Raw genomic sequence first — 23,112 nt, 5'->3', positions numbered from 1 at the left:
AAGGAACAATTGCAAGAAACACACAATTCTTTCGGGAAAAACGCATAAAAACGCACACACTAAATGCAACAAACCTGAATTTTATTTCGCGCCTTCATCATTTGCTCGTATTTTTGCAACAGCAACACGATTTAATGAATTAACTTCTCTTTGTTATATGCGTAGTCTTATCCTTCGATACACATTACATTCAGATTTTATTATATATACAATACGGGTACTGACCGGATTTTTACTGGGCTATATTCTATTTGTATCCTTTCCGGAATACTCTGTTTCCTGGACCCTTATTTCAATTATCCTGGTCATATCCCCGCAGGAAAATGAATCAAAAAAAATTGCTATCGATCGTGCTAAATCAAATTTTATAGGCTCAGCTATTGGACTTAGTCTGTATTTCGTTCCTATCCCACAACTCTATGCGATGATTATTGGCATCCTTGCTTCACTGGTTATTTGTAAGGCACTGAATATTATGGCAGTGGCGCGCACCTCCATGGTCGCGCTGATTATCGTCTATTTACATGAGCAAGAAAGCCGCTCCTATTTTGCTGCACTGGACCGCTTTGGCTGCGTTTGCGTAGGGTGTTTGATTGGATTGGGCGTCATCCTATCTACCCGAAATATAATTATTAAATTAAGAAATCGGTATAATTGTTGAATGTAGCGGGCCACAGCACCTTCGCAATTCCTTTTTACCCAATAAATTAGATTCAACTCCAGCAACCCACCTTAACACCATATCGAATAAAATTCACAATACAAACCGAAATTACAGAACATTATTCATAATTAACATTGATATTTTGAATATTATACTTTTTTACTTACCTTTGCAGTCGAAATGACAAAAGTAGAATATAATTTAGATCAAGTAGATTACAAAATCCTTCGTCTGATGCAGGATAACGGGCGTATCAATAATGCTGATATCGCCAGGGAATTGGGTATGGCTCCTTCGGCAATACTGGAGCGAGTTAAAAAGCTTGAACAAAAAGACGTGATCTTAAAATACAGCGCCAAAATCAATCCTGCCGCTGTCGATCAAAAACTTTTATCATTTATTTTCATCAAAGCAAATGACATTATCGGTGAACAGCGCGTTGGCTTAGCCCTCGCTGAAATCCCGGAAGTACAGGAAGTACACGACATTGCTGGAGATGATGGTTATCTTATCAAAGTAAGAACCGCTGATTCGACAGGTTTAGTGGATTTAATGCGGAATACGTTAAGTAAAGTAGAAGGAATAATTTCCACCCGTACCACAATCGTATTGCAGACGGTAAAAGAAGATCAACAGGTTGTTATACCTGAATAATAGAAAGGAGGTTTCATTATGTTACAAGGACACAAAAAAGCGGCAAGCCCACTCATGGTTGTTGTTGCTTATTTTATAATTTACGTGGTATGGGGATCAACCTTTTTCTTTATAGAAAAAGCGTTGCATAGCTTTCCACCGTTTATATTAGGATCATTTCGGTTTGTCACCGCAAGTGCGATCTTGATGAGTTATTGTGCCATAAAAGGTTATAAGCTTTTTAATAAACGATCCATATTAGAAGCTGCCTTCGTCGGATTTTTACTCCTGTTTGTCGATATGGCCGGAGTCATCTGGGCCGAGCAATATGTTTCGGGCGGGGTGGCAGCGATAATCGCAGCAGCAGCAGCAATCTGGTTTATTTTACTCGACAAGCCCAAATGGAAGGAGAATTTTAGCAGCATGACAACAGTCGCCGGGGTTGTGCTCGGATTCATTGGAGTCGTTATGCTATTCGCCGAACAGATCATGGCATCCAATGACAATGCAAATGGAAAATTGAAGATCATTGCTTTATGCATTTTGGTATTGGGCTCCATTGCCTGGACAGTAGGTTCTTTGGCATCTAAATATTTCAAAAAATCGGAAGCGCAAGAAAAAGAAGACTTACATGTGATGGTCAAAACGGCCTGGCAGATGGTCACGGCAGGTGTTCTTTTTAATATCACGGCACTTTTTACGGGCGAGTATGCATCATTTGAATTAAACAGCGTCGCTCCTGTAGACTGGTTCAACTTAGGCTATTTGATCACATTTGGTTCTATCCTCGCATTTAGCTCTTACATCTGGCTTTTACAGGTACGCCCGGCAATGGAAGTAAGTACTTATGCCTATGTAAATCCGATCATTGCGTTAATATTAAGTCATTTTTTTACATCACATGCCGTCACCTCCTTACAGATTGTAGGTTTGGCCGTGATTTTGTTCTCTGTTTTACTGATGAATTGGAAAGCTTACCGCACCAAATTATCAGCTAAAAATAAAAACAAAAAGATCCTTCAAGGAAACACATTGGATACATTGGCGAAAAATAATGACCGTCAAACTCCCATAGATGATCTTCCGGAGGCAGAATTGGTTCACTAGGTTGTTATTTTTCTAATTATATGATAAAGCTTAACGTAGATTTATGTTAAGCTTTTATTGTTTTTATGTTTTTGGCAAAATTAGCGCATGAGGAATAAGATTTCTTCGTATTTAATTGGCTAACTTTGCCTCAATATTTGGTTAAACTAACTATAATGAATATATCAAAGCAAATTGCCTTTATTGGTAGTCTTGGAGTCGCTTCGCTTTTGATGGTCACCGGTTGCTCAAAGCAACTCCACCCTACACAGAAGGATTTCCAGCAATATCATATTAATAAGGAGGTACAAGCAGATCCTACTGTCGTTTCCATCTATGAGCCGTTCAAGCAAAAGATGGAAGCTGAAATGAACCGCGTTATCGGACACGCCGACAAGGCCCTCACGAAAGAAAAAACTCCCGAAACCTTAATGGGTAATTTCTTCTGTGAAGCATTATTATGGATGAGCGCACATTATGCCCATAATCCCGCGGATCTGGCCTTTGCAACCAAAGGGGGAATCCGTAACGATCTCAAGGCAGGAGATATCACCGTGGGGCATATTTTTGAAGTAATGCCCTTTGAAAATACATTGACGATTATCGAACTAAAAGGCAGCCAAATACGTCAGCTTGCAGATTATATCGCCACCACACATGGCCAGCCCATTGCAGGTATGACCTTAACGATAACAGGCAACAAGGTGCAGGACATCAAAATTAAAGGACAGCCCATCGATGACAACAAATTATACAAACTGGTCACCTATGATTACCTGGCCAATGGTGGTGATAACCTCGTGTTATTAACGCAATCGGTCTCCAGAACCAACTACCCCCAACGGATGCGTGAAGGTTTGATAGAATATGTAAGTGAATTAACAAAAGCAGGTAAACAAGTAAATGCGGAATTAGATGGAAGAATTAAAATCAATTAATCGGAGAACGTTTATCAAGCAAGCCGGTGGATTTTCCGCGGCACTTGCTTTGGGTTCATTACCTTTTCAGGCGGCGGCAGAACGTAAAAAGATCAAATTGACCATTTTACATACAAACGACGTACATAGCCGCATTGAGCCCTTTCCAATGGACGGTGGTAAGTACCAGGGACTGGGCGGTGTGGCCCGCCGCAGCACATTGATCAATAAAATCCGCAAGGAAGAAAAGAACCTTCTTTTGCTGGATGCCGGCGACATGTTTCAAGGAACACCATATTTTAACCTTTTTGGAGGTAAACTGGAATTGGGCCTCATGACGAAATTAGGATATGATGCCGGGACTTTTGGTAATCACGAGTTTGACAATGGTCTGGACGGGCTCGTCAAATACCTGGATCACGCCAAATTCCCTTTTCTGACCGCCAACTACGATTTTAAAGGCACGGTGCTCGAAGGAAGGACACAGGATTATACCATTTTCCATAAAGGTGGCATTAAAATAGGTGTATTTGGACTTGGTGTTGATATCGAAGGTCTGGTAGATCCCAATAATTATAAGGGCATGCGCTATCTGGATCCGATCCAAATCGCGAACAAAATGGTTAAAATCCTAAAGGAAAAACATAAGTGCGATCTTATAATCTGTCTTTCACACCTTGGATATCAATATGAGAATGATAAGGTTTCAGATCTGGTACTTGCCTCCAAAACATCAGATATTGATCTGATCATCGGCGGTCATACACATACTTTTTTAAACGAACCGACCTTGGTCACAAATTTAAAAGGAACGCAGACAGTGATCAACCAAGTGGGATTTGCAGGCATTAACCTCGGCCGAATTGATTTCATTATGGAACCCGGTTCAGGTAAAAAACAGATGATTGCAAGTACCTATCAGGTTAACCCGTCAATCGAAGAGTCACTATTGGCATAAACGTTATCAATTTATAATAGATGCCAAATTGACCAATCAATTTGGCATTTTTTTATCAAAATGAGTTATAGCTTTTATAAGCCCGGGCTGCTCCTCCTATCGGAATGACAACAAAGCGCTTATAAAAATCAACACCATCTAAAAAGCAAATTATTTGCATGAAAAAAATTATATCCATATACCTGGATTCTTTTAAAGGCCTTTCGCAGGCAGCCTGGCTTTTGGCCATTGTTATGTTGATCAATAGAATGGGTAGCATGGTCATCCCCTTCCTGGGACTTTACATGACGCAGGTACTTCATTTTGATATTAAGCAAGTCGGAATTGTCCTGATGAGCTATGGTATAGGTTCCGTATGCGGTTCCTATATCGGCGGATGGCTGACAGATCGGATCGGCAGTTTTAAGGTGCAATTCGGAAGCTTGGTATTGGCTTCACCCTTATTTCTATTAATCCCCTATTTTAAAGAAGTTCAATCCCTATCGGTCATGATCTTTACGCTAAGTCTGATTTTCGATGCATTTAGACCGGCGAATTCTGTTTCCGTGGCCAGTTATGCAAAGCCCGAAAATATAACCCGTGCCTTTTCACTAAACAGACTGGCTATCAACCTGGGCTTTTCAATTGGCCCCGCCGTTGCCGGTTTCCTCGCCACAATTTCGTTTAACTGGATTTTCTATGGGAACTCCTTTGCCGTGCTGTGTGCAGCAGTAATTTTCTTTATCTTTTTTAACAAAAGGCAAAAAAGAACGGATGTTAAAGCAAAAAAAGACGCTTTGGCACACAGCGAGGTGGCAAACCAAAGCCGCAACCCCTATACGGATGTTCCCTTTGTGCTATTTAATATCTTCTGCTGTATTTTTTCATTTTGTTTTTTCCAGTTAATTACAACCTTGCCGATATTCTATCGCGAAGTGCATCACCTTGATGACCATCAGATCGGATTCCTATTGGGCTGGAGTGGTTTTGTGATTGTTTTACTGGAGATGTTTGTTGTTCATGTCGCTGAAAAGAGATTTTCACTGATCAGCACCCTGGTGTTTGGTACATTTCTATGCGCCAGTTCATATGCCATGCTGAATTATATGGGCGGACTTGGCTGGTTATATTTCACCTTCTTTATTTTTGGTCTCGGTGAGATGCTAACATTGCCATTTATGGCTACTGTATCCGTTAACCGCTCTACCCCAAAAACACAAGGCGCATATATGGGTTTCAATTCCCTGGCATTTTCTGCGGCAAATATTTTTTCGCCACTGCTCGGGACATCTATTGTTGACTCCTTTGGTTTCACCACACTATGGTGGGCAACAGCGCTGACACTTTCCTTCACGGGACTTGGTTTCTACCTTGTCCTAAAATGGATGCGATAAACAGCAAGGGGGCATTTCATTTGAAATGCCCCCTTGTTTTATCAATAAGATCCGGAGATTTTCCTACCAGATCTTAATACGCCTGTCCATCGGGACAAACATCTTGTCACCCTCTTTCGTTTCCCACGCTGCATGGAACGCATCTAAATTGATAATCGGCGCAAAAGCCCGATATTGCGCAGGAGAATGTGGATCTGTTTTTACCTGATTCACAACAAACTCATCAGTTGTTTTTGTTCTCCAAATAGTAGCCCAAGAAAGGAAAAAACGTTGGTTTTGTGTAAATCCATCGATCAGACCGGGATTTCCTTTATCTTTTAAATAAAGCTGCAATGCATCGAAGGCAACAGAAGAACCGCCCAAATCACCAATATTCTCACCTAAGGTAAAACGACCGTTCACAAAAACTCCCGGAACTGGCTCATAGGCTTCAAATTGTTTCACAAGGGCATCTGCCGCTGCCTCAAATTTAGCCTTGTCGCCATCCGTCCACCAGTTATTCAAATTTCCGTTTCCATCGTATTTTGCTCCCTGGTCATCAAAACCGTGCGATAGTTCATGCCCTATGACGGCACCGATACCTCCAAAATTAACGGCTGCATCCGCTTTGTAATCATAGAAAGGAGGCTGAAGAATTGCGGCCGGGAATACAATTTCATTAAACAACGGACTGTAATAGGCATTGACTGTCTGTGGTGTCATGCCCCATTCAGATTTATCAACTGGTTTGTCCTGTTTCGCAAGGTTCTCGTAAAAAGACCACTTGCTGGATGATAAGACATTCTCGTAAAGCGAAGTACTAACATCAAGTTTGCTATAATCTTTCCATTTATCCGGATAACCGATCTTCACTTTAAACTTCGACAGTTTTTCAAGCGCCTTCACTTTTGTATCTGCGGACATCCATGTTAAACCATTGATATGTTGCCCAAATGCTTTTACAAGGTAGCTTACCAGTTCTTCAGCGTCAGCTTTCGCCTGTGGCGGAAAATTCTCCTTCACATAAAGCTTTCCCAAAAGTTCTCCGGCAATAGAATTCACGAACTCTACCCCCCGTTTATCCAGCGCACGCTGCTCCTTCTGCCCTTTCAGCTTACGCCCCCAGAAATCAAAAGAAAGATCATTTAATTCCTGTGTCGTATACGAAGCAGCGGTATTTAATACATGAAATGTTAATATATCTTTAATGACCGGAAGATTCGCCGGGTTGAAGATCTTATCTAAATTTTGGTAGTATTTCAGTTCAGGTACAATAACGGTATCCGCTTTAAATCCAACCTCACCCAGATATTTAGCAATATCAACATTTTTTACCATCTTCTTCAGATCAGCGACTGCCACCGGATTGTAGCGGCCGTTTGCGTCCCGCGACTGTTCGACCGTTTTTAGGTTAGCAGCCAATTCTTTTTCAAAAGCGACAATTTTAGGCCCTTTAAGATCTCTCGTGCGTTGACCTGACTTGGCATAAAGTGCTGAAATATAATTTGAATAGTCCTTTAAGGTCTCTTCATTTTTTTGGTCTTTTACCTGGTAATAAGAACGGCCTAAACCCAAACTTCCCCCACCCAGGTAAACTGTATTGACATTCGAATTTTTGAGATGTCCATAGACATATCCACCAAAGAAAGGATTGCCTCCTATAGGTGCAACCTCTACCAGATATTTATAAAGGTCATCAAAATTCTTTATCGCATTGATTTTTGTCAAATAGGGCTGAACAGGCGCCAAGCCAACTTTGTCACGGGTTTTCATGTCTACAAAAGATCTATACAGATCCCCGATCTTCTGGTTATCAGTTCCTTTTGGAAACTGGCCAGATAACGACTCTTGCAACACTTTTAGCGTGGCAATATCTGTATTCTCACGTAACTCATCAAAAGATCCCCAACGCGCTTTATCGGATGGTATCTTAACAGTTTTCATCCACTGACCATTTACAAAATTGTAGAAATCATCCTGCGGACGAACGGTTTTATCCATGTAGTCTACATTGATCGCATTATTTTGGGCATAACCGGCCAAAGAACCGCATGCCAGCAAAGCAGCTAACAGTATACTTCTCTTCATATGATATTTTAGTTTGTTATCTATCCACACAAACTTAAGAAAAGTTTTGCTATTGTTCGTTATACAGAACATAGTTTTGCGGATAACTAAAATAATATACATTTCATTATGTCTGCGTCTTGTTTCTCGTCGATTTACGGAGAAGAAGGAGGAAGACAATCAGAAACAGCGCCACACCGCCCAGCCAAATCCATGGATTGGCATACCATAAGGTGCCGTTTGCCTCTCTGAGCTTTTGATTTTCCTCAATTGGTACGTCCGCATATAGCGACACACAGAAAGAGAGCAGACAAAATAGTACAGACATTCTTTTCATACGACCTACTTTATATAGATAGAATGCTACGTCGACCTATTTTGTTTGCTTAGGCTAAAATTTGTGTTCAGTCCTTCTGTCTGATCTCTCCCAGGTGAACGACATCTTTTAAATCAAAAGGTGTCTCCTGGTAAACAAAATAGTTAAGCCAATTATTGAATAATAAGTTTGCATGACTCGTCCATCGTACCAAAGGTTGATTGTCAGGATTGTCATCGCGATAATAGTTCGCCGGCATACGTATGGTTTGGCCTTTTTCTAAATCTCTTTTATATTCTTCATCCAATGTAAAAGGTGCGTACTCGGAATGACCGGTCAGATAAAACTCACGTCCGCCACGGGAAGATGCGATTGCAATGCCAGCCTCGGGAGATTCAGAAAGAATTTCTACGCCGTTTTTTGTTAGCAAATCTTCTTTCTCGATAGTTGTATGCCGGCTATGCGGGATAAAAAACTCATCGTCAAATCCACGGAATAATGGATGTCTTTTGTCGAGCGCCGTATGTTTGAATACACCAAAAAGCTTTTCTTCCAAAGGTTTCTTCTCAACCTCATAGAAGTGGTATAACGCAGCCTGTGAAGCCCAACAGATATATAAGCTCGACGTTACATGCGTCCTCGCCCAATCAAAGATTGTCTGGATCTCATTCCAATAAGTCACCTCTTCAAATCGAACCATTTCCACAGGTGCTCCCGTGATGATCATACCGTCGTAAAAGTTCTCTTTCACTTCACTCAGGCTTTTATAAAACATCTCCAGGTGTTCCTCAGGTGTATTTTTGGACACGTGGGTTTCCAGTCGAAGAAACTCCATCTCCACTTGTAAAGGGTTATTGGAAAGTAAACGAATAAAATCGGTCTCCGTTGTGATCTTAAGCGGCATCAGATTAAGGACCAAAACACGTAATGGTCTAATATCCTGCTCATTTGCTCTCAGGTCACTCATGACAAAGATATTCTCCTTTTTTAAAAGTTCTATCGCAGGAAGGTTATTAGGAAGTTTGACTGGCATATATAAATTCTCCTTATACAATTAGCATGCAAAATTAGCAAGAAAATGGCAGAATAATAAATGAATCCGCAAATTTAAGTTTGCACCGAATGAGCAGATTCAATTACCTTCCAACTTATTCTTCACTTAATTGTTTTAAGGCCTTTCTAAACTTCACTGATCCGAAGTTCATCCCGCCAACATGCTTGTTGACCAATTTGCCCGCTTTATCCAGGATAATGGTGGTCGGTATACTTGTCGTACTCCATTCTTTTGGCAATGCCGAATTCAGTTGATAGACCGGAAGACTATACTTCCGCTTTTTTAGAAACTTCGCTGAAGATTTCAGATTACCATCAACGTCCACGGACAAAAAAACGATTTTGCTATTCCCCTGAAAATCCTTATACAGTTTGTCCAGAGAAGGCATTTCCGCCAGACAGGGTGAACACCATGTCGCCCAAAGATTGATCAGGACAACCTTGTCTTTGAGCTGATTTAACGAAACAACATTTCCCTTGCTGTCTTTAAAGCTAACCTCCGCATTCTTGTTTAACAGGACTGTTTTTTCCTTTTGTTCTCCGGGATGCGCATAACTGGACGCTGTGTGGACAAACGGTATAGAAAGCAATAAGCTAGCGGCAATCAATCTGAATGTATTTTTTATTTTCATCTTGTTTTCTCCAATAAAAGGACATTAACTTAAACGTCTGATCTGGCAAATGATTGTACCTTTCGTACAAAACAAATTAATATCAGCGTTCTCCAACGCAACGCTGGCTCCGGCTGATCCGCCAATTTTATCGTTCCGCGGATACCAAACGGTTTAAAAACCGTCTGATTAAAAGAATTAAATCTTGAGACTATACAATATAATCAACTAATAAACAAACATTTAATCCGAATAAAATATAGATCCGAGTTTTCCTGATCCGAACGGCTGCTTTTGTACAGTTCAACAACTGAAAGAAATAATATGTCTAAAAGTTATTACAAACAAATTTACGGATATGGTTATTATATAGTATATAATAAGTAAATCAATATGAGCAAGGAAAAATCAACTCAGGAAATCGAAATCGATGGAAGAGTGTATCAGTATAGCTCCTTAAGGGATCTACCAGAAGGTAATATTGAGCACCTCCCATTCAGTATCCGAATTCTTCTGGAAAATGTATTACGTAATCATGATGGATTTAGTATAACGGATGAACATGTCAGCACGTTGATCGGCTGGTCTCCACAACCCGTTGATAAAGATATTCCATTTAAGCCGGCACGCATTCTGATGCAGGATTTTACGGGCGTTCCTGCTGTTGTGGACATGGCTTCCTTAAGGGCTGAATTTATTCGACATGGCAAGGATGGACAGAAGATCAATCCGGCAATTCCGGTTGATCTGGTGATTGACCATTCCGTGCAGGTGGATTATTTTGGAACAGAATACTCCTACGACAAAAATGTCGAATTGGAATATGAGCGCAACCGGGAGCGTTATGAGCTTTTAAAATGGGCGCAAAAAGGTTTAAAAAATTTCACTGTCGTGCCACCGGGAATGGGAATCTGTCATCAGGTAAACTTGGAATACCTTGCCAAGGGTGTTATTGCCCGTGATAATTGGCTATTTCCGGACACCTTGGTGGGTACCGATTCACATACGCCGATGGTGAATGGTATCGGTGTTCTGGGCTGGGGTGTGGGTGGCATTGAAGCTGAAGCCGCCATGCTGGGACAACCCATCTTCTTCACCTGTCCGGAAGTAATCGGACTCAAACTTACAGGTAAAATTCCAGATATCTGTACCGCAACTGATATGGTTCTTTCGATTACAAAAATCTTACGCGATAAGGGAGTTGTCGGAAAATTTGTTGAGGTCTTCGGAGAAGGATTGGATACACTATCAGTGACAGACCGCGCCACCATATCCAATATGTCGCCCGAATTTGGCTGTACAGTCACCTATTTCCCCATAGATGACCGTACGCTGGAATATATGCACAGTACCAATCGAACTGAACAGGAAATTAAAATTGTCGAAGAATACTGTAAGCGCAATTTGCTCTGGCGCACGGGAAAGGAACAGATCTCCTACTCTTCGGTAGTGGAATTTGACCTAAACACACTAGAACCGACAGTCTCAGGCCCCAAGCGCCCACAAGACAAAATTTTGGTCAAGGATCTAAACCATAAGTTTTCACAGCTTTTAGATAGCGAACACCATAGGCAATATGTTCCAATGCCACAGCGTTCGGAATCAGCCTGGCTTGCAGATGGTGGATCAGGGACCGAATTTACTTTTGGGAAAGTTCCGGTTGAACATGCTTCTCCCCATGAAGTTATTTCAGAGTCCATACATGCCGTACGCATCAAACACAATCACAAGGAATATATTGTCAGCGACGGCAGTATTGCTATTGCCGCCATAACCAGTTGTACCAATACCTCTAATCCGACTGTGATGATCGGTGCGGGTCTATTGGCCAGAAATGCGATCGAACGAGGTTTGCACACAAAATCCTGGGTGAAGACCTCACTGGCCCCGGGTTCAAAAGTAGTAACCCAATATCTGGAAAGATCAGGCCTGAATGCAGATCTTGATGCACTAAGATTTCACACCGTAGGTTATGGTTGCACTTCCTGTATTGGAAACTCAGGACCACTCCCACCCCAAATTGCTGAAGCAGTGGAGAAAGGGGAATTGATTGTTGCCTCGGTACTGTCAGGAAATAGAAACTTTGAAGCACGTGTACATCCGCAGGTAAAAATGAACTTTTTGATGTCTCCAATGTTGGTTGTTGCCTATGCCCTTGTGGGTCGAGTGGATATCAATCTAATGGAAGAACCATTGGACTATGATCCAAATGGCCAACCGGTTTATTTAAAAGATATCTGGCCAAGCCGCGAAGAAATCACCAAAACAGTTAACGAATGCGTCAAACAATCTGATTTTCAGGAAGTATATGACGTTATTTTTGACGGATCTACGGACTGGCAAGATCTGGAAGTAAACCTTGACCAGAATTATCAATGGGACAATAACTCAACCTACATCAAAGAATCTCCTTTTTTTGAAAACTTACAGGCAGTTCCACAGCCGATCGAGGACATCAAAAATGCCCGAGTATTGCTTTATTTAGGGGACTCTGTTACAACCGACCATATATCGCCGGCAGGTTCTTTTAAGGAAGATACCGCAGCCGGAAAATACCTAAAAGCCCATCAGGTGAATAGAGAAGATTTCAACTCTTATGGTTCTAGACGTGGTAATCATGAAGTGATGATGCGTGGAACCTTTGCCAACGTGCGCATTAAAAACAAAATTACCGATCAGGAAGGTGGTTTCAGCCGGTATTTCCCAACAAATGAAGTAAAAACAGTCTATGATACAGCAATGGAATATCGCAAAACCAATACGCCGCTGATCGTTTTGGCCGGAAAAGAATACGGTTCAGGATCTTCCCGGGATTGGGCAGCCAAAGGCACATTTCTCCTTGGTGTACGGGCGGTGATTGCCGAAAGCTTTGAACGTATACATCGAAGCAATCTGGTGGGTATGGGAGTAGCACCGCTTGTCTTTATCAATGGAGAGAATGCCGAAAAGCTGGGACTTGACGGCACTGAAACCTATACCATCACTGGCCTGGCGAATGAGCTAACACCGCATAAAGTTTTAGATGTAAAAGCTGTTCACGAAAATGGAAAAACAATCACGTTTCAGGTCAGAGCAAGACTGGATTCGGCTATCGAAATCGAATACTTTAAAAATGACGGTATTTTACAGTATGTATTAAGGCAATATTTAAAAAACAATTAATTTGGTGCCTTGTTGACCAACATCAAATTTGCAAATAAAATGGGGCACGATATATCGCGCCCCTTTCACAACCTATATAAAAACCTACCAGAGTTCTATTTAGACAACTATTTCTCGCCAACACAAAAGGAAGCTTGGCGACTTGCCAAAGTTACATCCCATAATAAGGGATTTTTCTCCCTGAAGTCAGCCATTTTTGGCCTCGGGGCAATGTAAGGGATTAAATCGGTTATACTTCCATTATCAATGATAAAAGTGTATTTTCGTCTGCGGTCAATCCCGATATTTACGTAGACAGACAAATCATGGAAGAACTGGTAGAGCAGACTATTTCGAATGTAAACTTCAACAAAGAATTACAGCAAATTACAGAATTTTATAAATGCACATTTGAGTATTGCGATTTCCAAAATGCCGCAATGGCTGATCTGATGTTCACAAATTGTGAATTTAAATCCTGTAATTTATCCAATATAAAATTAAAAGGAACACAATTGGATCATGTCATTTTTCAGGACTGCAAGATGTTAGGTATCCAGTTCAACGAATGTAGTTCATTCTCTTTTCATATTGAAATGAAGAATACCACACTGGATTATGCTTCTTTTTTTGAACGTAATATGAAGAGATTCAAATTTGAACAGTGCTCATTGCAACATGTTGATTTTGAAAAAGCCAACCTCCAACAGGCCATCTTCAAAGATTGCAACTTCCTGAACGCACGGTTTGAGCAATGCAATCTGGAAGGCTGTGACTTTCGGACTTCGGTCCATATCCAAATGGATCCCGAAGCCAATCGGATGAAAAAGAGTAAATTCGAACCGGAGCAACTACCGGGTTTATTGGCAAAATATCAATTGTTGATCGACTGAGCGGAATTTTTGATATTGCGCGCGGCAAATGTCCTTAATCAGCAATCGGCTAAATAACGGATTTCAGGGATAAAAGAGCTTATCTTAAATCATCATATTTGCCTATCAATTTTAGGTAGATGAACCTATCATGCGTTTACAATGGCAACTATACCTTGTGCATACAAGCTCATGACCGTTTCCTCACCGCTAAAAGCAAATTATTCTGATGAAAAAAACATTCTTATCATTAGCAGTTTTGATGGCTGCCAGCACAGTATCTCTCGCACAGATCAATAAAGCGTTTAAAATCGATTATGCCATTGTGGTTACAAACGCTAACAGCGGTACCGAGCAGGAAGCTCCGGTCTCTTTGTATGAGGCTTATGTCAGTAATGACAAGATAAAAGTGGTCTCCTCAGCGGATGGACAGGAATCTATTTTTCTGGCTAAAAAGAATGAAGATAAGTCGACCATACTCTATCCGTCCTTATCGAAATACATCGTACACGAAGATGAAGCAACTTCCTTCTCGATCAAATTGGTTCCGGGCCAAACTAAAAATATCGCCGGTTACCCTTGTAAGTTGGCACAGATCGAACTTCCCAATATAGAAGATATCGAGGGCAATAGCACCTTATCCATCTGGTATAGTGAGAAACTGCCTGTTATCTATTGGGAGGGTTTTGATATTTTCAAAAAGATTCCCGGTGGCGTTTTACAGGTAACCACGCCGCTGGGCGTAGATATTGTGGCACAAAGTGTAGCGAACAGCCAACTGAACGACAACGATTTTATCGTTCCAGAAGATTATGATCAGGTAGATTCCATCTACGGCGAAGAACAGGAGGGTGAAGAAAACAATCAGATGGCCGAAAACCTATACCTATTTGAGGATAGTACTTCCGGTCTTATGGGCTTACAGGATGATGCACAACAAATCGTCGTGCCAGCACAGTATCATTACATTACACCATTTGTCGGTGAGGTAAGTGTTGTCCAGTTTAAAAATGAGAAATATGGTGCAATCAATCTTACGGGGAAAACCGTGATCCCTTTTCAATACGATTATTTAAGCTATGACGATAATTCGGAACAGTTTCTATTTGGAACAAATGAAAAATATGGTATTCTGGACAAGGCAGGTAAAGTACTTATCTCGGCCAATTATGATATGATTTCATTTATCAATGGTGGTTACGCTGTTTTTCAGCAAAATGAAAAATACGGAATCCTAAATCAGGCCGGAAAAATCGTTGTACCGGCAAGCTATAGCTTCATCTCGGAGAATAATGGCACACATTTCATTCGTGTCGAAAATGACAAATACAGCCTGGTTGACATAAAAACAAATAAGGTCCTAACGCCAGCCTATGATTTTATTTCAATAACCGAAGAACCAAATCTTTTCCTTTCGAGTAAAGATGGTAAGTACGGTTATTTGAATGGCCAGGGGAAAATTGCCATTCCTTTTATCTACAGCGGCGCAACTTCCTTCAGCGATGGTTTAGCATCGGTCACAAAAGAGGGATCCGATGATGTTATCCTAATCAATACAAAGGGTGAACAGGTCGAATTGGACGCCGCAGCCGAAGCAGTCGCAGAAGAAATCTAATTCATATACACTTTTTTCAAAAAATAAAGAGGCTGACTTGTTTTGAGACAGCCTCATCTATTAGCTATATCATAGTATGGTCTAATAGGACCTCAAACATACCTCGCTCGTAATCAGTCTTTTTCAAAGAATACATTATTATACTTGGGTGAATAAAATACCAAATAGAATCCCCATGCATTTCGATATATGGTCGGATCTGAATCAAGGATATGATGCGTCGGAAAGTCCATGTAGAGTTTTAAACGTGCGGAACGATAAGGGGTGATGGTTTCAATCTTTCCGCGATAGATCTTGGAAACCTTATTGGCCCTTAGGACCTTGAAATAAATTGAATCGTTGCTTTTTATTTCAAAAGTATACGTATTGTACTGCCAATCTGTTTGCTCTCCGGGAAATAAGTTGCGTTTGACATGGTATGTACCATAATAGTCTTCTTTTTTCAGGATCTTCGGAGCTGTGACCCACTGGATAAATAGGGATAACAGGCTAAGGAAAATGGCTCCAGCAATCATCGAGACGATTGCCTTTCCAACGAAGCGATTTCCTGTGAGAATGAAGTATAATATCAAAATCGCCAAAACCGGGGCAAAGATATATACAAAGACTAAGTTAGCTCCAAATCCCATATTGAAAAAATGCTATCATAGCGAAAGAAATTTAAATAGCTTTATTCTTTATCTGCTGTTTGAATCCGCTTCAAAAACTGAGCATTAATTACAATAACCCCATATCTACTAAATCCAGTACTGTATGTCTTTTATTGGCCAATTTATTCTTTAAACAGACTTCAATTATTTTTTTAACGCCATTTGAATAAGAATCATGTCCGAGGACCTTGGTTTCAATCTTAATTTCATCATTTTTATCTTTGATGACAATCCGGTGGTAGGCGTGCTTTTCTAAGTGGGCAACAGGGATATTGATCTTATAGGCTTGTGTTTTTGCGTCACGGATAGAGATAACGTGCTCGTGAGGGACATGTAAAGAATTGGCAAAATGATAGGCGGTACCCGGCTCAGTCGTTTTGGAGGATTGATGTGACTCCGTAATGGATATTTCATAGTCCTTGAAATTATGGCCAAATTGTTGGAGCATAAAAAGTGTTTTTAACAATAGTATGGACGTATTTGGGCAAATAACGAGCGGAAAAGCTGTCTCAAGCTTCTCGGTCGCCAGCCCCGTCGACAGTTCGATTAACACTGAGCCTGTGCGCGCACAAAAATCAAGACAATCTTTCAGTTCACGGCCCGATCCAGCATGTATAACGATAGATGGCGATGTCGTTGTATTGGACGCTTGCCATGGAAGAAGTTCGACAGTGGGAATGGAAAAATCAGCTTTCAGTATAGCGTTTGCCAGTTTTCCTGATCCAACTACAAATGCTTTTTTTTTATTCATATTGTTTGTTTTGTCAAAAACATCTGGTATCCTTTTGACTATAAATCGATAAAATAATACCAGATGTATTTGTAATGCGTAAAGGTTGTTCTTAAACCTAAGCTGATATACTGAATATTACACACAATTGATTCGACTACGGTCATAACATTGCTTAGCATTTTCATGTTGGGCTCGACCATCTCCGTCCAAGTAGGTCTGTCTTGATAAGTAACGCAATAAATGTGAATGACCGTATTCAAGTTACCTCTTTTTTTGAGACAGTCGGTTTATTTTTATGAACTATTTTTTCAGCAATTACGTCGCGCTTGCGATCTTCTTTTTGCCAAAAATTTTCTTACCAATCGTGAAAAGTAGCACTGCAATAATGCCGCCCCCAAGTCCAAACAAAAGTTCTTTGACTATCCCCGGAAAATCAGGCAAGGCATGATGAAGGAAATCAATGTAATGGGTAAAAATACCGCCCGAAACCAAAATTAGGGCAATGGTACCTACCACGGCCAACAATTTGATAATAAAAGGAAGGGCTAACACCAGTAGTTTACCCAAGCTGGCCAATGGTCCTTTTTCGTTCGCGCTTTTGATCAACTTATATCCAGCATCATCCATCCGAACAATTAATGCAACGATACCATACACGCCTACCGTAGCAAGAAGAGCAACTACACAAACGGTAATAATCTGCAAAGTCAGACCTTTATCCAGCACTGTTCCCAAGGCGATGATAACGATCTCCACAGAAAGGATAAAATCTGTTGTGATTGCCGCCTTGATCTTCGACTTTTCAGCTTCCATATCATTCTCTGCAATAACTTCTTCGGTGTTTGTTTCACCTTCATGGTGCTTCCGATGAAACAAATATTCGATAATCTTTTCAACCCCTTCGAAAGCCAGATAAAATCCGCCCAAAATCAAAATGTATTTGATAGCGATCGGAAAAAAGACGTTCAACAACAAAGCTATAGGGACGATAATCAGTTTATTGATGAGTGACCCTTTGGTAATCGCCCATAGGACAGGTAATTCCCGAGATGCCAAAAAACCTGTTGCTTTTTCCGCATTCACGGCCAAATCATCACCCAAGATTCCTGCTGTTTTTTTTGTCGCTATCTTGCTAGCAACCGCAACATCATCCATTAAAGCTGCAATATCATCTAAGATTGCAAATATTCCTGAAGCCATATTTTATTTAAAATTTGAACGTAAAAATATAAATTTAATTCAATTCGTAAATAAGTAATTTAACGGGATTGCCATAATCGCCTATAAACAGATCTATTTAATTGTGTATTTTAGATACAAATTATACCAAATATGAAAAAATCACTTTCAGCGACGGAGCATACCACATTATTAAACGTACTTAAGACCAGATTTGAGCATAATATGAAAAGGCACCAGCAACTCGTTTGGGAACCGGTACAGCGAAAAATCGAAGCAAACCCAGCCAAGGCCTGGAGTTTACAGCAAATGGAACTGAGCGGTGGTGAACCTGATGTTATTGGTCTGGATCCAGTCAGCAATGCTTATCTATTTGTCGATTGCGCTACAGAAAGCCCAAAAGGAAGAAGAAGTCTGTGCTTTGATCAAGCCGCACTGGATTCCCGAAAAGAAAATAAACCTGCCGACAGCGCAGTAGAAACAGCCAAACAAATGGGTGTCGAACTACTGACGGAAGAACAATATCGACAGCTGCAAACTTTGGGAGAATTTGATCTAAAAACATCAAGCTGGATACAGACCCCTGCCAACATCCGCCAACTCGGAGGTGCCCTATTTTGTGACCGGCGCTATAATCATGTGTTCACCTACCACAATGGCGCGATCTCTTATTATGCCGCGCGTGGATTTAGGGCTATACTACACCTTTAAATATCACGAATAAACAACCCGTTTAACATAATTTAAGCTAGAAATGAAAAAATCAATAATCGTATGGCTTAGTGTTTTCTGCATCTTTTTGTCCAGGTCAGTATCCGCACAAAGCCCCTTTCCCACCTTTCTCCAAGGCACCTGGAAAGTAGTGAATAAAGACAGCTACGAACACTGGAACCAGGTCAGCGACAGCGAATTAAAGGGCATATCCTATGCGATAAAAAATGGTCAGAAAATAATCAGTGAGTACTTAAAAATTAGAAAACTGGGCAATAAAGTCATCTATTCGGCACTAGTGATCGGTCAAAACAACGGAAAAGAAATAGATTTCGAATTAAGCTATAAGGACAGCACCTATTCGTTTAGCAATGTTGCCCACGATTTCCCCAAGCACATACGTTATACCAGACTTGAAGGCGATCGTCTGCACATCTCAGTTGAAGGAAAATCAGGAGAAGGACACACTTTTGATGTCCATAAAGTAATAAATGAGTTACCTAGCGAAAACACAAATTATGACGGGAGCTTAGCAAACAAACTTGGCGCAGACGACTATGGCATGAAAAGCTATATCTTTGTTTTATTAAAAACCGGCCAGAATAATACTACGGATAAACAACTTATTAACGAAAGTTTTAAAGGGCATATGGAAAATATCGCCCGTTTGGTAAAGAATGGCCAGTTGATCGTGGCAGGCCCATTTGGCAAAAATGACAGCAGTCTTCGGGGGCTATTTATTCTGAATAATATCGCTACAATTGAACAGGCAAAGGAGCTTCTACAAACAGATCCCACGATCAAAAATGGACTTCTGGAACCAATGTACTATACTTGGTATGGATCAGCAGCGTTAGCTGAGTACCTCCCTTTTTCGGAAAAGATATGGAAAAAAGCACATTAATTTAAAGCACCGGATAAAGTTTCGGTTGTATTTGATCGCCAACAATAATTTTTTATTTCAGTGATTCCTGATGACAGACAGTTGTCAGTTGGCGGATCTATTTTTGGAGAAAAGATAAAACGCATGAAAAACAGATCTATTCCTTCTTTTAATATTATTGGAATTGCAATCAGGACAAGCAATCAGGACAGTCAGGCCGCCAAAGATATTCCTGATCTCTGGGCTCGATTTTTTGAAAATGATATCATGAACCGGATTCCAAACAAAGTCTCCAATGCACTATATTGTGTTTATACGGAGTATGAAAAAGATCACACGCTACCTTACACCACTTTGTTGGGCTGCAAGGTTGCCCACCTCGATGATGTCCCGGATGACATGGACGGCATACGTATTGAGGAGAATGTCTACCATCATGTCGAAGTTGAAGGAAATCTGGAAGCGGGCATTGTTTACGACGCATGGCTGAATATCTGGGAAGCCGATCTTCCGCGTGCATTTTCAGCAGATTTTGAAGTTTATGGAGAAAACGCACAAAATCCCGAACAAGCTAAAGTTGATATTTTCATTGGGCTCCAATAAGCAAAATCACTGAATAACACCCACCGGGACAATAACAGCTCAATTTGTTAAACCCTGACAACATGAACGGCTCCGCCAACCAATGTAACAATAGGTATGTCGGAGCCGCCTTGCTTTTATTTTCGCCAAAATATCTTTTACCTTTGTGCCGATTTAAAGCAAAATAATATGCAGGCCACCACCACACTTCGCAGGAAAATTGTTCGATATAGCTACCTTAAATTAATGGGAAGTTCGGTTTTTGTGAGCGTGATCTGTTGCTTATTGGCCTATAGCCTCAAACATATCACGGGCTATGTTCAGGAAAGAATAGCGGAAAGCGTTGTACAACTGGATCACCGACTATTTATCATCTTGCCCAGCATCGGCATCACAGCAATATATTTTCTCCGGAAATATGCTTTTCAAAATAGAAAAAATAAAGGGATCAAGGAGATTTACACGACACTTGAAACACGGAAAGATCATCTGCCTTTTTTTAAAATACCATCCCATTATATCAATGGCTTTTTGACCGTTATTTTCGGTGGATCAACAGGGATTGAAGTCTCGACGGTAGTAGCAACGGCAACTGTAGGAAATCAAGCCTATAAACGCCTTCATCCCGCCTGGGCCTATAAGACGGAACTGATCTGCGCCGGTGTTATCGCTGGAGTGACATTATTGTTTGGCAGCGCATTGGGCGGTCTGTTATTTGCCCTTGAAGTTATTTCCAGAAAATGCAGCAAAACACTAATGATAAGCGGTATCAGTTCGATGCTTGTCGCTTCTCTTTTTGTTTATTATATGGATGCAGCTCCCCTATTTCACTTCGCGGCAAAGCAATGGCGGTGGCAGGCAATCCCTTATATTATCATTCTGGCATTAATAGCCGGTTTATTGGCACTGTATTTCACTAAAATTGTAATCTATGCAAAATCGTTCTTTGCCGGAATAAAGAATAATTTTATTCGCGTCAATTTGGGAGCAATCACTGTGGGCCTACTGATTTTCTTTCTGCCGCTATTGTATGGTGACAGTTATCATGGTCTTGGGGAAATCCTGGAAAGTAGTTTACATGGATCGGTCAATTGGTTATACATTCTCCCATTGCTTTTGTTAGTGCTGTTAAAACCGTTGGCGGCAGCGCTTACCTTGGGCGCTGGCGGTGATGGTGGCGTCTTTGCACCAAGTATTGTAACAGGTGCATTGTTTGGTGTCTTTTTTGCACAATTCTGCAACCATTATCTCGGCACCCAGCTCATTATCATTAATTTCGCCTTGTTTGGCGCAGCTGCCATGCTTTCGGCAGCCATCCATGCTCCTTTTACAGCAATTTTTATTGTTGCGAGTATTGTTCCTTCAGGCTATATACTATTTGCGCCGTTGCTGCTGTCCAGTCTTGTCGCTAAACTCCTTGCCAAAAAGATCTACCCTTATAATGTGTACACCTACAAGGAAGTTGCCCATAGTTAATGGCCAATTCCCTTTTATAAGCAAATAATAAAAAAGCAGTTTCATTTATCAATGAAACTGCTTTTTCAACATAGTAATCCATGCTAGTCCTCACGGCTACCATCGTCTGCCATACGAACAATCTTTGGTGAGAACTTAGCCACGATATCCACCAATTCCTCTTGAGAGGCCATGACAGTATGAATGTCTTTGTATGCCATAGGCGCTTCATCCATCCCCGCCCCCAACAAAGTAATGCCCTGATCAGTCAGAATATTTTTCAGTTCAACGGACGAAAGCGTTTTGATCGCCTGCGTACGGCTCATCAAACGCCCCGCGCCGTGGGAAGCCGATTGGATCGCCGCCATCTCTCCCTTTCCGCGAACCAAAAACCCCGGCGTTGCCATGGAACCGGGAATAATCCCCATGACGCCTTTTGCCGCAGGAGTAGCACCTTTTCGGTGTACCACAACCTCTTGGTCATTCCAGCGTTCTTTCCATGCGAAATTATGATGGTTTTCAATTTTTGCCAGTAGCTCAGCGCCCAAAGCAGCTTTTATCTTTTCGTGGATAACTTCGTGACAGGCAGAAGCGTAATCACCGGCCAGATTCATTGCCAACCAATACTCCTGTCCTTCCATTGTATCTAAGTCCAGATAAGCCAGATGCTGGGCTTGATAAGGCAGTTTACACAAAGACTTGGCCAATTTGGTATAGTGAGCAGCCACGGTAGCCCCCAATCCTCGGGATCCGGAATGTGTCAGTAAGCCCAGGTAAACTCCTTTCTCAATATTCAGTACTTCATCCTTTTCATTGAATTCCACAATTCCAAATTCCACAAAGTGATTGCCGCCCCCCGAAGAACCTAACTGCGTCCATGCTTTATCTTTTAACGATGCAAGCAGATTATTCTCCGAAAACAAGGTGTTTTCCAACACTGCGTGCTCCACGCGTTCGTGCTTCAGATACCCATTACCGGCGCCAAATCGCGTATGTTTCAGGATAGTTTCCTTTAATGTATCGGTATGTGTGTCCAAAAGGGATGCCGGCAGATCAAATATGGACAGGGCCATTCGACAACCAATGTCAACCCCTACGCCATATGGGATCACCGCATTATTGGTGGCCAGTACACCGCCGATCGGCAGGCCATAACCTTGATGGGCATCCGGCATTAATGCACCGGCAACGGTAACAGGAAGCTTCATCGCGACTTTCATCTGCTCCTTGGCTCCCGCTTCAATTTCAGATTCTCCATAAATGGTATATCCCATGGGATTTTCATTTAGGGCAATCAGGGAGGCATCTACTGCATCCTGGCCTAATATGGCATGCGCAAGTACACTGAATATCGTATCCTCCACATATTCGGACGGATTTTCCAGCACAGCTTTAAATTTGTCCAGCATTTCCATTTTCGTCAAACCATGTCGCTTGCTGTTGATTTTCAAAGCAGCACCCAATGTATGATTTTCTTTATATCCCAATGCAATCAGGTCATTGCCGTTGATTCTTTTATTTTCCATTTTTTATCTTTTTGTTATTGAGGGGAATCAATCGAATTCCAAACAGGTGGCAATAACCTCTTTACAATTGCCACCTGCACCTCTTTTTTTCCACTTTATTTACTTTCT

At 41.2% G+C, this 23,112-nt stretch carries 21 protein-coding genes; 13 read left to right on the top strand and 8 right to left on the bottom strand.

What is annotated here, in order from left to right; genetic code table 11:
• The first annotated feature begins 157 nt into the window (after positions 1–157).
• The 6 genes from G6053_RS13165 (at position 158) to G6053_RS13140 (ending at position 5,631) form a co-directional block, all read left to right on the top strand.
• Positions 158–661: an FUSC family protein gene (locus G6053_RS13165; RefSeq protein ID WP_165306714.1), complete on the top strand. Its 504-nt coding sequence runs from the start codon at positions 158–160 to the stop codon at positions 659–661.
• Between the two features lie 183 nt (positions 662–844).
• Positions 845–1,318 carry an Lrp/AsnC family transcriptional regulator gene (locus G6053_RS13160; protein ID WP_104381980.1) on the top strand — a complete coding sequence of 158 codons (474 nt, stop codon included), beginning with the start codon at positions 845–847 and terminating at the stop codon, positions 1,316–1,318.
• A gap of 18 nt (positions 1,319–1,336) precedes the next feature.
• Positions 1,337–2,404, top strand: a complete 1,068-nt coding sequence (locus tag G6053_RS13155) for an EamA family transporter (protein WP_165306713.1) — start codon at positions 1,337–1,339, stop codon at positions 2,402–2,404.
• Between the two features lie 155 nt (positions 2,405–2,559).
• On the top strand, positions 2,560–3,321 hold the full coding sequence (locus G6053_RS13150; protein WP_241254993.1) for a 5'-nucleotidase: 762 nt from the start codon (positions 2,560–2,562) through the stop codon (positions 3,319–3,321).
• The gene (locus G6053_RS13145; RefSeq protein WP_165306712.1) at positions 3,299–4,258 is read left to right on the top strand and encodes a metallophosphatase; all 960 of its coding nucleotides are present in this window, start codon (positions 3,299–3,301) and stop codon (positions 4,256–4,258) included. The genes G6053_RS13150 and G6053_RS13145 overlap by 23 nt, the downstream gene beginning before the upstream one ends.
• A gap of 158 nt (positions 4,259–4,416) precedes the next feature.
• Positions 4,417–5,631, top strand: a complete 1,215-nt coding sequence (locus tag G6053_RS13140; protein WP_165306711.1) for an MFS transporter — start codon at positions 4,417–4,419, stop codon at positions 5,629–5,631.
• Between the two features lie 63 nt (positions 5,632–5,694).
• Here G6053_RS13140 and G6053_RS13135 read toward each other — a convergent pair whose 3' ends face one another.
• The 4 genes from G6053_RS13135 to G6053_RS13120 all read right to left on the bottom strand — a co-directional run bounded on the left by G6053_RS13135 (position 5,695) and on the right by G6053_RS13120 (position 9,678).
• Entirely contained in the window at positions 5,695–7,698 is a 2,004-nt protein-coding gene (locus G6053_RS13135; RefSeq protein ID WP_165306710.1) for a M13 family metallopeptidase, read from the bottom strand.
• A 106-nt stretch (positions 7,699–7,804) separates the two neighbouring features.
• Positions 7,805–8,014, bottom strand: a complete 210-nt coding sequence (locus G6053_RS13130) for a hypothetical protein (RefSeq protein WP_165306709.1) — start codon at positions 8,012–8,014, stop codon at positions 7,805–7,807.
• A gap of 67 nt (positions 8,015–8,081) precedes the next feature.
• Positions 8,082–9,026 (bottom strand): homoserine O-succinyltransferase, encoded by a 945-nt coding sequence (gene metA / locus G6053_RS13125; RefSeq protein WP_108631796.1) that lies wholly within the window; start codon positions 9,024–9,026, stop codon positions 8,082–8,084.
• A gap of 115 nt (positions 9,027–9,141) precedes the next feature.
• Positions 9,142–9,678 (bottom strand): TlpA disulfide reductase family protein, encoded by a 537-nt coding sequence (locus tag G6053_RS13120; RefSeq protein WP_108631797.1) that lies wholly within the window; start codon positions 9,676–9,678, stop codon positions 9,142–9,144.
• 372 nt (positions 9,679–10,050) lie between these two features.
• Between G6053_RS13120 and acnA the strand changes: the two genes are divergently transcribed.
• From acnA to G6053_RS13105, 3 genes are all read left to right on the top strand, one after another.
• Entirely contained in the window at positions 10,051–12,819 is a 2,769-nt protein-coding gene (gene acnA / locus G6053_RS13115) for an aconitate hydratase AcnA (protein ID WP_165306708.1), read from the top strand.
• A gap of 305 nt (positions 12,820–13,124) precedes the next feature.
• The gene (locus G6053_RS13110) at positions 13,125–13,691 is read left to right on the top strand and encodes a pentapeptide repeat-containing protein (protein ID WP_165306707.1); all 567 of its coding nucleotides are present in this window, start codon (positions 13,125–13,127) and stop codon (positions 13,689–13,691) included.
• Between the two features lie 208 nt (positions 13,692–13,899).
• Positions 13,900–15,285, top strand: coding sequence for a WG repeat-containing protein (locus tag G6053_RS13105; protein WP_165306706.1), 1,386 nt, complete (start codon positions 13,900–13,902; stop codon positions 15,283–15,285).
• A gap of 113 nt (positions 15,286–15,398) precedes the next feature.
• On the opposite strand, the gene G6053_RS13100 is transcribed toward G6053_RS13105, so the two are convergent.
• The 3 genes from G6053_RS13100 to G6053_RS13090 form a co-directional block, all read right to left on the bottom strand.
• Complete coding sequence (locus G6053_RS13100) at positions 15,399–15,914, bottom strand: hypothetical protein (RefSeq protein ID WP_165306705.1); 516 nt, start codon at positions 15,912–15,914, stop codon at positions 15,399–15,401.
• A gap of 88 nt (positions 15,915–16,002) precedes the next feature.
• Positions 16,003–16,686: a dihydrodipicolinate reductase C-terminal domain-containing protein gene (locus tag G6053_RS13095; protein ID WP_165306704.1), complete on the bottom strand. Its 684-nt coding sequence runs from the start codon at positions 16,684–16,686 to the stop codon at positions 16,003–16,005.
• A 297-nt stretch (positions 16,687–16,983) separates the two neighbouring features.
• Complete coding sequence (locus G6053_RS13090; RefSeq protein WP_108631803.1) at positions 16,984–17,868, bottom strand: DUF808 domain-containing protein; 885 nt, start codon at positions 17,866–17,868, stop codon at positions 16,984–16,986.
• Between the two features lie 132 nt (positions 17,869–18,000).
• On the opposite strand from G6053_RS13090, the gene G6053_RS13085 reads away from it, so the two are divergent.
• The 4 genes from G6053_RS13085 to G6053_RS13070 all read left to right on the top strand — a co-directional run bounded on the left by G6053_RS13085 (position 18,001) and on the right by G6053_RS13070 (position 21,499).
• Positions 18,001–18,558, top strand: a complete 558-nt coding sequence (locus G6053_RS13085; RefSeq protein ID WP_206531936.1) for a DUF4256 domain-containing protein — start codon at positions 18,001–18,003, stop codon at positions 18,556–18,558.
• 43 nt (positions 18,559–18,601) lie between these two features.
• The gene (locus G6053_RS13080; protein WP_165306703.1) at positions 18,602–19,462 is read left to right on the top strand and encodes a DUF6265 family protein; all 861 of its coding nucleotides are present in this window, start codon (positions 18,602–18,604) and stop codon (positions 19,460–19,462) included.
• Positions 19,463–19,585: 123 nt separating this feature from the next.
• The gene (locus G6053_RS13075; protein ID WP_108632879.1) at positions 19,586–20,044 is read left to right on the top strand and encodes an effector binding domain-containing protein; all 459 of its coding nucleotides are present in this window, start codon (positions 19,586–19,588) and stop codon (positions 20,042–20,044) included.
• Positions 20,045–20,212: 168 nt separating this feature from the next.
• A complete protein-coding gene (locus G6053_RS13070) occupies positions 20,213–21,499 on the top strand; it encodes a chloride channel protein (RefSeq protein ID WP_206531935.1) in 1,287 nt (428 codons plus the stop codon).
• 83 nt (positions 21,500–21,582) lie between these two features.
• Here G6053_RS13070 and G6053_RS13065 read toward each other — a convergent pair whose 3' ends face one another.
• On the bottom strand, positions 21,583–23,004 hold the full coding sequence (locus tag G6053_RS13065) for an RtcB family protein (protein ID WP_165306702.1): 1,422 nt from the start codon (positions 23,002–23,004) through the stop codon (positions 21,583–21,585).
• Positions 23,005–23,112 lie beyond the last annotated feature (108 nt).

It is taken from the genome of Sphingobacterium sp. DR205 (assembly GCF_011064245.1).
GTDB lineage: Bacteria > Bacteroidota > Bacteroidia > Sphingobacteriales > Sphingobacteriaceae > Sphingobacterium > Sphingobacterium athyrii.
Note: the sequence above shows the minus strand (reverse complement) of the source record. Positions and strands in the feature narration are given on the sequence as shown.

What these genes read in the sequence shown, in the direction of transcription:
- G6053_RS13160 (WP_104381980.1), top strand. Translation starts at nt 845, where the DNA reads ATGACAAAAGTAGAATATAATTTAGATCAAGTAGATTACAAAATCCTT.
- G6053_RS13155 (WP_165306713.1), top strand. Translation starts at nt 1,337, where the DNA reads ATGTTACAAGGACACAAAAAAGCGGCAAGCCCACTCATGGTTGTTGTT.
- G6053_RS13075 (WP_108632879.1), top strand. Translation starts at nt 19,586, where the DNA reads ATGAAAAACAGATCTATTCCTTCTTTTAATATTATTGGAATTGCAATC.
- G6053_RS13070 (WP_206531935.1), top strand. Translation starts at nt 20,213, where the DNA reads ATGCAGGCCACCACCACACTTCGCAGGAAAATTGTTCGATATAGCTAC.
- G6053_RS13120 (WP_108631797.1), bottom strand. Translation starts at nt 9,678, where the DNA reads ATGAAAATAAAAAATACATTCAGATTGATTGCCGCTAGCTTATTGCTT.
- G6053_RS13140 (WP_165306711.1), top strand. Translation starts at nt 4,417, where the DNA reads ATGAAAAAAATTATATCCATATACCTGGATTCTTTTAAAGGCCTTTCG.
- acnA (WP_165306708.1), top strand. Translation starts at nt 10,051, where the DNA reads ATGAGCAAGGAAAAATCAACTCAGGAAATCGAAATCGATGGAAGAGTG.
- G6053_RS13130 (WP_165306709.1), bottom strand. Translation starts at nt 8,014, where the DNA reads ATGAAAAGAATGTCTGTACTATTTTGTCTGCTCTCTTTCTGTGTGTCG.
- G6053_RS13145 (WP_165306712.1), top strand. Translation starts at nt 3,299, where the DNA reads ATGGAAGAATTAAAATCAATTAATCGGAGAACGTTTATCAAGCAAGCC.
- G6053_RS13100 (WP_165306705.1), bottom strand. Translation starts at nt 15,914, where the DNA reads ATGGGATTTGGAGCTAACTTAGTCTTTGTATATATCTTTGCCCCGGTT.
- G6053_RS13165 (WP_165306714.1), top strand. Translation starts at nt 158, where the DNA reads ATGCGTAGTCTTATCCTTCGATACACATTACATTCAGATTTTATTATA.
- G6053_RS13150 (WP_241254993.1), top strand. Translation starts at nt 2,560, where the DNA reads ATGAATATATCAAAGCAAATTGCCTTTATTGGTAGTCTTGGAGTCGCT.
- G6053_RS13085 (WP_206531936.1), top strand. Translation starts at nt 18,001, where the DNA reads ATGAAAAAATCACTTTCAGCGACGGAGCATACCACATTATTAAACGTA.
- G6053_RS13105 (WP_165306706.1), top strand. Translation starts at nt 13,900, where the DNA reads ATGAAAAAAACATTCTTATCATTAGCAGTTTTGATGGCTGCCAGCACA.
- G6053_RS13135 (WP_165306710.1), bottom strand. Translation starts at nt 7,698, where the DNA reads ATGAAGAGAAGTATACTGTTAGCTGCTTTGCTGGCATGCGGTTCTTTG.
- G6053_RS13080 (WP_165306703.1), top strand. Translation starts at nt 18,602, where the DNA reads ATGAAAAAATCAATAATCGTATGGCTTAGTGTTTTCTGCATCTTTTTG.
- G6053_RS13090 (WP_108631803.1), bottom strand. Translation starts at nt 17,868, where the DNA reads ATGGCTTCAGGAATATTTGCAATCTTAGATGATATTGCAGCTTTAATG.
- G6053_RS13110 (WP_165306707.1), top strand. Translation starts at nt 13,125, where the DNA reads ATGGAAGAACTGGTAGAGCAGACTATTTCGAATGTAAACTTCAACAAA.
- metA (WP_108631796.1), bottom strand. Translation starts at nt 9,026, where the DNA reads ATGCCAGTCAAACTTCCTAATAACCTTCCTGCGATAGAACTTTTAAAA.
- G6053_RS13095 (WP_165306704.1), bottom strand. Translation starts at nt 16,686, where the DNA reads ATGAATAAAAAAAAAGCATTTGTAGTTGGATCAGGAAAACTGGCAAAC.
- G6053_RS13065 (WP_165306702.1), bottom strand. Translation starts at nt 23,004, where the DNA reads ATGGAAAATAAAAGAATCAACGGCAATGACCTGATTGCATTGGGATAT.